Below are 7907 nucleotides of genomic sequence, written 5' to 3'. Positions count from 1 at the left end.
GGCCTGCAGGGCTGCCTGCGCCTGGGCCGCATGAAGGACGAAGGCACGGCCGCGGTCGAGATCACCAGCATCCTCAAGCGCAACAGCTGCGGCAAGGCGCTGGACATCGCCCGCATGAGCCGCGACATGATGGGCGGCAACGGCATCAGCGACGAGTTCGGCGTGGCCCGCCACCTGGTGAACCTGGAAGTGGTCAACACCTACGAAGGCACGCACGACGTGCACGCGCTGATCCTGGGTCGGGCAATCACCGGGATTGCGGCGTTTGCGAATTGATTGGTTTTGCTGTCACCAACAAGAAGGGCTGCCGATGGCAGCCCTTCTTGTTTTATTCAAGGTCTATTGACGCGACTTTGAATTGACACGATCAATGAGGCCTTCACATGCCCAACATCAACCGCTCAGAGAACACCCTTACTCAGGTGTGCCACATTTCCCAGGCTTGGCCATTTCCAGTCCAGCCACGGCCTTCTTGCCTGCTTCCTCGCTGACCAGTTCAACCCCTGCACCGCCAACAAAAACGCCCATTTTGATGAACTGCCGAACGAAGTAATTCCGCCCCGCATCGAACAACATCTCCAGGGTGTTGGCCGAAAACTCCGACTCCGTGTCGATCTTGTGAACCTTGCCACCCTCGACCTCTGTGTAGAAGAACACGTCCGCCGCGCTCTCTCCAAGGCACTTGCCATCAACCAAAACATCCTTCTTGAGCGCTTTTCCGACAAAACTGTCGCGATAGATGTAAACACCGGCCTGACCCGGGCGCGGAGCGTTGAATTCTTTGGCCTTGGCAGATGCCGCCTTGTCAGCCATCTCCACCGAAGCACAACCCGAGAGAATCACCAGCGCGCCAAGCACAACAAGGGCACGAGTTTTCATTGCAATATTTCCTTCCTGTTTAATTGATTTTGCGCTGATGCAGGCATCAGCGCAGTCCGTCGCCCTGATACAACCACCATCCTCTTGTGAGTCTTCGGTGCACAGAGCGCAATCGATTGTCGCACGCCGCTGGCGACCATCAGACGAATCCAATCGGGCAGGCAATTCACCTCTTCGTCTCCGCCTTCAACGCCCGCACGACGGCGTCAGGGCCATCTCAGTTCATCGCCATGGGTCATGGCGGACCGGCAGAACGGGTCAATACAGGTAGACGGCGCAAAGGCAATGGCGAGGCGGCGAGGTGGGCAATGGATCGGATCTGTTCGCGGTCGTGCAGGGCACCTTCTGGGGGTGGGCTGGATGGATCCCTGCATGTGGTCATGGTCAAGAACCGATCGCAGTCGCAACGCGGATGACGAAGCGCTCATCCACACGGCACTCGCGGCACACGCGACTGGCTTGCTGACAGGGGATGACGATTTGCCTTCGGTTCCGGCCATGGGAGGCCAGTGCGTATTCACACCAGAACAAGCCCTGGGCGCCTGGCGTTCGACCGGATGGCAGACACCACGATCAAGGGGTCGCCGCCACGCCATCCACCCCCCGCGCCGCCAGCGCATCCCGGATCGCGCGCAGGTGCGTCAGGTCGGTGCCACAGCACCCGCCCCAGACGTTCAGGCGAGGCAGCGCGCTCTTGAGCCCGCGGTAGCGTTGCGCCAGGTCCTGCGGGTCGCCCAGGTCCAGTTCGGTGGCGGCGTCGAGTTCGGCGTGTGACTTCTGCGAGGCGTTGGCGCGCACGCAGCGGATGCGCCCGACCCAGGGCTCTGACGTGTGCAGCGCCGCCATGAAGTGGGCCGGATGGGCGCAGTTGATGGCGAAGTAGGCGGGCGGTGCGGACGCGTCCACCCGCTCAATCGCCTCGCCCAGCGTCTCGCCGCTGGGCAGGCGCCCGTCGGTCTCGACCGTGAAGGACAGCGACACCGGCAGGTCGACCCGGCGAGCGGCCAGGGCGATGCCCAGCGCCTCGGACGAGTCCGTCATGGTCATGGCCGCAAGCATGTCCACGCCGCCCGCGGCAAGCGCCTGGGCCTGCGGCGTGTGGTAGTCGGCCGCGTCCGCCACGCTGTGGGGCGCGTCGGCGACGTAGCCATCGCCCCTGGGGCCGATGACGCCGCCGACCACGATGGGGCCGCTCAGGCGCGGCGCCCACTCGTCGCGCAGTGCGCAGGCGGTGCGGGCCGCCAGGGTGTTGGTCGCCCGCAGCCGCTCGGCGTCCAGGCCCAGCAGGGCGGCCCAGACGGGGTTGGCGCGCCAGGTCGGGGTGTCGAGCAGGTAGCCGGCGCCGGGTGTGTCGGCGCACAGCGCGAGGTAGGACGCGTAGTAGCTTTTCAGCCGCTCGCGGCCGGGTTCGTCATCGAGCAGCACGAAGGCCGCGAAGTGCGGCAGATCGACGCCCTGATGGAACATGAGGGTGGTTTCCAGGCCGCCGTCGCAGAGGAACGTGCCGCCGGAAAGCTGGGGAAGTGTGCGGGCCATGGGCATGCTCCTGCGCTGGACACACCAAGATGGGCGCCCAACCATACGCCGGCCATGGCGCGCATGCAAAGGCCATGACCCTGGCCTTCACGCGGTTCTACGCCTGCCACAAGCCGACCACCCAGTACACCGCGATCGCCATCTGCACCGCGAAGGCGGTGAACCGGGCCGTGACGGCGGCGGGCGAGGTCGAGGCGAGGTGGATGAGGGACTGCAGGACCCGCGCACCGAGCAGCACCCAGGCCAGCGGATCGGTGACGGCCGCGCGGCCCGCGACCACCGCCAGCAGCATGAGCCCGCCGAAGATGGGCAGGCCTTCCACGCAGTTGGCGTGTGCGCGGGCCAGGCGCTGCATGAAGGGCGAGAGCTTGGCGTTGTCGGGGCTGAACCCGTTGGCGGGCACGGCGCCGGTGAGCACGAGCCAGGAGCGGATGGCCTCCATGAGGACCAGCAGAAACAGGGTCCAGGCGATGAACCCGAGAAGCGCTTGCAGCGAGACGGCCATGGTGCAGACTCCCCGGCTGCCGGCGTGGACGACCTGCCACGGGGTGAGCGTGCAGCCACAAGCACTGTAGCCCGAAGCCCCACCGCTGGCACGCATTCTGTTAGCTTGCGGCCATGGCCCTGTCACTGGACTTTCTTGCCCTGCCCCTGCTCGTCGGCGCCGCGCTGGTGTTCCTCAGCGTGCTGGCGGGCGTGGTGTCGGCGCGGGCGGGGGTGTCCTTCCTGCTGGTGTTCCTGCTGGCCGGGGTGCTGGCAGGGGAGGACGGGCCGGGCGGGCTGGTGTTCGACGACTTCCGGCTGAGCTTCTGGGTCGGCAACGTGGCGCTGGCCGTCATCTTGCTGGACGGGGGCCTGCGCACCGATTTCGTCACCTTTCGCACCGGTTTGAAGCCCTCCTTGCTGCTGGCCACGCTGGGGGTGCTGGTGTCGGCCGGCATCACCGGCGCGGCGGCGCACTGGCTGCTGGACCTGAGCTGGCCGCTGGCGCTGCTGGTGGGCGCCATCGTGGGCTCCACCGACGCGGCGGCGGTGTTCTCGCTGCTCAAGTCCTCGGGCGTGCGGTTGAACGAACGCGTGGCCGCGACGCTGGAAATCGAATCGGGCATGAACGACCCGATGGCGGTGTACCTGACGCTGGCCTGCATCGGCGTGGCGCTGGCGTCCACCACCGGCGGCGGGGTGCCCGCGGGGCACGGGCTGGCCTGGCAGGAGGTGTTGCAGACGCTGGCGCTGCAATTCGGGGGCGGCGCGGCGCTGGGGCTGACAACGGGTTACGCCTTGGCCGAGTTGCTCAAGCGCCTGGGCCGCGGGGCAGACGGGGGCGGCGGCATCCGCGCGCTGCTGCTGGTCTCGGGCGGGCTGAGCGTGTTCGCGGCCGCCACCTGGCTGGGCGCTTCGGGCTTTCTGGCGGTCTACGCCCTGGGCGTGGTGGTGGGCAACCGGGCGCGGCGGCTGGTGCGTTCGTCGCTGTCGGCCATGGACGGCTACGCCTGGCTGGCGCAGGCGGGCCTGTTCCTGCTGCTGGGCCTGCTGGTGACCCCTTCGCAGTTGTTGCCCACGCTGGGGCCGGCGCTGGGCGTGTCGCTGGTGCTGATGGGGGTGGCGCGGCCACTGGCGGTGTGGCTGTGCCTGGCACCGCTTCGGTTTCCGGCGGGCGAGATCGCCTTCATCTCGTGGGTGGGGTTGCGCGGAGCGGTGCCCATCGTGCTGGCGGTGTTCCCGCTGATGGCGGGTGTGCCGGGCGCCCCCACCTTCTTCAACGTGGCGTTTGTGGTGGTGCTCACCTCGCTGCTGCTGCAGGGCACGACCATCGCCTGGAGCGCACGGCGCCTGGGCCTGGCGCTGCCCGAGCCGGACGATGCGCAGGCCAGCCGGCTGGTGTTCGGCGACTTCGTGATCGACGGCAGCACGCCCATGGACACGCTGTGCGCGTTCTACGGCCTGCCGCCGCCGGCCGAGGGCACGCCCGACGTGGCCGCCTGGCTGCGCGAGGAAATCCGCCGCCCGCCGGTGGTGGGCGACAGCGCCCTGCTGGGCAACGCCGAGTTGAGCGTGCGCCGCATGGACGGCGAGCGCATCGCGCGGGTGGGCATCAAGCTGGGTTGACGCCCGGCGACCGCAGGGCCGTGGGTTATATTAATAACCCATCGGTCAGTAACGCCATGCCCTCCACGCCCACCGCATCCGCCCAAGCTAGTGCCACCCGCCAGCGCCGCAAGCAGGCCCGCCCGGGGGAGCTGCTGGACGCCGCACTCGCCCTGTTCGTTGAAAAAGGGTTTGCCGCCACGCGGGTGGACGAAGTGGCCGCGCGGGCGGGCGTGTCCAAGGGCACGCTGTTCCTGTACTACCCGAGCAAGGAAGACCTGTTCAAGGCCGTGATCCACGAGACGCTGGCGGGGCGGTTCAATGAGTGGAACGCCGAGTTCGACGCGTTTGAAGGCAGCAGCGCCGAGCTGGTGCGCTACTGCCTGCACAGCTGGTGGGAGCGCATCGGCATGACGCCCGCCTCGGGCATCACCAAGCTGGTGATGAGCGAGGCCGGCACCTTCCCCGAGGTGGCGGCCTATTACCAGCAGCACGTCATCAACCCCGGCCACGACCTGCTCAAGCGCATCCTGCAGCGCGGGGTGGACCGCGGCGAGTTCCGCCCCATGAACCTGGAGTACGCGGTCTACAGCCTGATCGCGCCCATGATCTTCCTGCTGACCTGGAAACATTCCATGGCACCGTGCTGCCCGCCCAGCCAGCAGATCGAGCCCAAGGCCTTCATCGACAGCCAGGTGGGCCTGCTGCTCAATGGCATGCTGGCCCGCCCCTGACCCTTTCCAAAAAAACAGAGACAGACCCATGAGCCCGCAAACGCACCCGCACCAACGTCCCGCCTGGCTCAAATGGCTGTTGCTGGCCCTGCTGATCGCGGGCATTGCGTTTGGTGTGGCGCGGGCCCTGCAGAAACGCGCGGCGCAGCGCGCCACGGCCGACACCGCCGCCGCGGCCCTGCAGCAGGCGCCGGTATACGAAGTGGCCGCGCAAGACGTGGCGCGCGTGCAGCGCCTGGCGCTGGACCAGGCGGTGGCGGTGTCGGGCTCGCTCAAGGCGCTGCAGACGGCGGCCATCAAGGCGCGCGCCGCCGGCGAGGTGCAGGGCCTGAGCAAGCGCGAAGGCGATGCCGTGAAGGCCGGCGAGGTGCTGGCCCGCATCGACAGCACCGAGGCCGCGGCCCGCGTGCGCCAGGCCGACGAACAGGCCCGTGCCGCGCAGGCGCAGGTGGCCATTGCCCAGCGCAATGTCGACAACAACCAGCAGCTGGTGCGGCAGGGCTTCATCTCGACCACGGCACTGGACACCACGACCGGCAACCTGAACGCGGCACTGGCCACCCACCGCGCGGCATTGGCGGCGCTGGACATCGCGCGCAAGGGCGCGGCCGACACCACGCTGCGTTCGCCGCTGAACGGGCAGATCGCCGCGCGCCTGGTGCAGAACGGCGAGCGCGTGGGCGTGGACGCCCGCCTGCTGGAGGTGGTGGACCTCTCGGCTTTTGAACTGGAAGCGGCGCTGGCCCCGGCCGACGCCGCCGCGGTGCAACCGGGCCAGAAGGCCTTGCTGACGGTGGAAGGCCTGGCGCAACCGGTGGCGGCCACGGTGGCGCGCATCAACCCCAGCGTGCAGGCGGGCAGCCGCAGCGTGCTGGTCTACCTGCGCGTGCCCGCGGTGGCCGGCATGCGCCAGGGCCTGTTCGCGCAGGGGCAGATCGTCATCGGCCAGCTGCAGGCCAGTGCCGTGCCGCTGTCGGCCGTGCGCAACGACAAGCCCGCGCCCTATGTGCAGGTGCTGGCAGCCGATCAGGTGGCGCACGTGCCCGTGGCACTGGGCCGCCAGGGCCAGCACGGCGGCGAGGCCATGCTGGTGGTGGACGGCGTGACCGGCCTGGGCGAAGGCGCCACCGTGCTGCGCGCCACGGCGGGCAGCCTCCGCGAAGGCACGGCGGTGAAGCTGGCCGCCCCCGCGGCCACAGCAGCCACAGCAGCCACAGCAGCCACAGCAGCCACAGCGGCCACGGCACCGGCCCCGGCCGCTAAACCCTGAAAGCCCGGCCATGTGGTTCACCCAGGTATCGCTGCGCAACCCGGTCTTCGCGACCATGGTGATGCTGGCCCTGATGGTGCTGGGGCTGTTCAGCTTCCAGCGCCTGAAGGTGGACCAGTTCCCCAACATCGACTTCCCGGTGGTGGTGGTGACCACCCAGTACCCCGGCGCCTCGCCCGAGATCGTGGAGAACGAGGTCACCAAGAAGGTGGAGGAGTCGGTCAACGCCATCGCCGGCGTGAACGCGCTGACCTCGCGCAGCTACGAAGGCCAGTCGGTCGTCATCATCGAATTCCAGCTGCACATCGATGGCCGCAAGGCGGCCGAAGACGTGCGCGAAAAAATCGCACTGCTGCGTCCCACCCTGCGCGACGAGGTCAAGGAGCCCGCGGTGCTGCGCTTCGACCCGGCCTCGCGCGCGATCTGGTCGGTGGCCGTGTTGCCCGACGCATCCTCGGCCCCCACGCTCCCCGCTGCGCGTGGTTCGCTGCCCCCCCAGGGGGCCGCCCCCGCCTTGGGGCGGCCCGGCGGCGGAGTCGACGCGAAACAACCCAGCGCGGTCGAACTCACCACCTGGGCCGAACAGACGCTGAAAAAACGCATGGAGAACGTGCGCGGTGTGGGCTCGGTCACACTGGTGGGCGGCACGCGACGCGCGGTCAACATCGACCTCGACCCGGCCGCCATGGAGGCCCTGGGCGTGACAGCCGACCAGGTGGTGGCCGCCGTGCGCAGCGAGAACCAGGACCTGCCGGTGGGCACCCTCAAGGACGCCGAGCGCGACCGCGTGGTGCAGGTGCTGGCGCGCATGCAGAACCCGCGCGACTTCAGCCAGATCATCGTGGCGCGGCGCGGCGGCAGCCCGGTGCGGCTGGGCCAGGTGGCGCGCATCAGCGACGCCACGCAGGAGGTGGAAAGCCTGGCGCTCTACAACGGACAGCGCACCCTGTTGCTGCAGGTGCAGAAGGCACAGGACGAGAACACCATCGCCGTCACCGACGGCCTCAAGAAGGTGGTGGACGAGCTGCAGGCGCAGCTGCCACCGGGCGTAAAGCTCGAACCCATTGCCGACGGCTCACGGCCGATCCGCGTGTCGGTCGACAACGTGCGCCGCACCCTGATCGAAGGCGCCCTGCTCACCATCGCCATCGTTTTCCTGTTTCTCAACAGCTGGCGCTCGACCGTCATCACCGGCCTGACGCTGCCCATCGCGCTGGTGGGCACCTTCTTCTTCATGAACCTGTTCGGCTTCACCATCAACATGATCACGCTGATGGCGCTGACCCTGTCGGTGGGCCTGCTGATCGACGACGCCATCGTGGTGCGCGAGAACATCGTGCGCCATGTGCAGATGGGCAAGCGCCCGTTCGACGCCGCCATGGACGGCACGCAGGAGATCG

The 7907-nt window shown here is 68.3% G+C and carries 8 protein-coding genes; 5 read left to right on the top strand and 3 right to left on the bottom strand.

Annotated features, from left to right (window positions below):
- Positions 1-276: acyl-CoA dehydrogenase family protein (locus RMP09_RS13655; protein WP_310566528.1), on the top strand; the 276-nt coding region annotated here is incomplete at its 5' end.
- A gap of 138 nt (positions 277-414) precedes the next feature.
- Here the strand turns inward: RMP09_RS13655 and RMP09_RS13650 are convergent.
- From RMP09_RS13650 to RMP09_RS13640, 3 genes are all read right to left on the bottom strand, one after another.
- On the bottom strand, positions 415-879 hold the full coding sequence (locus RMP09_RS13650) for a DUF2846 domain-containing protein (protein ID WP_310566527.1): 465 nt from the start codon (positions 877-879) through the stop codon (positions 415-417).
- A gap of 573 nt (positions 880-1452) precedes the next feature.
- Complete coding sequence (locus RMP09_RS13645) at positions 1453-2415, bottom strand: homocysteine S-methyltransferase family protein (protein WP_310566526.1); 963 nt, start codon at positions 2413-2415, stop codon at positions 1453-1455.
- Between the two features lie 97 nt (positions 2416-2512).
- Positions 2513-2920 carry an MAPEG family protein gene (locus tag RMP09_RS13640; RefSeq protein ID WP_310566525.1) on the bottom strand — a complete coding sequence of 136 codons (408 nt, stop codon included), beginning with the start codon at positions 2918-2920 and terminating at the stop codon, positions 2513-2515.
- A gap of 113 nt (positions 2921-3033) precedes the next feature.
- Between RMP09_RS13640 and RMP09_RS13635 the strand changes: the two genes are divergently transcribed.
- From RMP09_RS13635 to RMP09_RS13620, 4 genes are all read left to right on the top strand, one after another.
- Positions 3034-4524, top strand: a complete 1491-nt coding sequence (locus RMP09_RS13635) for a potassium/proton antiporter (RefSeq protein ID WP_310566524.1) — start codon at positions 3034-3036, stop codon at positions 4522-4524.
- Positions 4525-4580: 56 nt separating this feature from the next.
- Positions 4581-5237, top strand: a complete 657-nt coding sequence (locus RMP09_RS13630; RefSeq protein WP_310566523.1) for a TetR/AcrR family transcriptional regulator — start codon at positions 4581-4583, stop codon at positions 5235-5237.
- A 28-nt stretch (positions 5238-5265) separates the two neighbouring features.
- Positions 5266-6507, top strand: a complete 1242-nt coding sequence (locus RMP09_RS13625; RefSeq protein ID WP_310566522.1) for an efflux RND transporter periplasmic adaptor subunit — start codon at positions 5266-5268, stop codon at positions 6505-6507.
- A gap of 10 nt (positions 6508-6517) precedes the next feature.
- The coding region (locus RMP09_RS13620; RefSeq protein ID WP_310566521.1) for an efflux RND transporter permease subunit at positions 6518-7907 on the top strand (1390 nt) is incomplete at its 3' end.

The sequence above is a fragment of the Hydrogenophaga sp. genome (assembly GCF_031426985.1).
Lineage (GTDB): Bacteria > Pseudomonadota > Gammaproteobacteria > Burkholderiales > Burkholderiaceae_C > Hydrogenophaga.
This window is presented reverse-complemented; position numbering and strand designations above follow the sequence as displayed.